We start from the raw sequence: 283 nt of genomic DNA, 5'->3' as shown, positions 1-283 counted from the left end.
ACGAAACCCAATACGACGAACACATAGGAAAGCGAATGGAAACCATCGTATTTGAATTCCCGGCGGCACAACCCGCGCAACGCCGTGCAGTGGCCGGCGTGGTCGCGTCGGGCGACCTCGAAGTCCTGCTCGAAGCCAACGCGGCGCACCTTACCGTCGTGAACATCACGACTTCCGTCGACGGCAAGGCCCGTGTCTGGGAGGCGGTGCTGGAACGCATCTTCGGCGACGGCTCGCTGCCGGCCGCGAAGCTCGAAATCAACGATTCCGGCGCGACACCTGG

Annotated in this window: 1 protein-coding gene; it reads left to right on the top strand. The window is 62.9% G+C overall.

The window, feature by feature from the left end:
* Positions 1-35: 35 nt before the first annotated feature.
* A partial coding sequence (gene mdcC, locus SB753_RS36530; protein WP_410804995.1) for a malonate decarboxylase acyl carrier protein occupies positions 36-283 on the top strand: 248 nt, incomplete at its 3' end.

Origin of the sequence: Paraburkholderia sp. SIMBA_053, assembly GCF_046534895.1 — a bacterium.
Lineage (GTDB): Bacteria > Pseudomonadota > Gammaproteobacteria > Burkholderiales > Burkholderiaceae > Paraburkholderia > Paraburkholderia caledonica.
The sequence above is the reverse complement of the archived record's forward strand: the minus strand, read 5'-3'. Positions and strand labels throughout refer to the sequence as shown.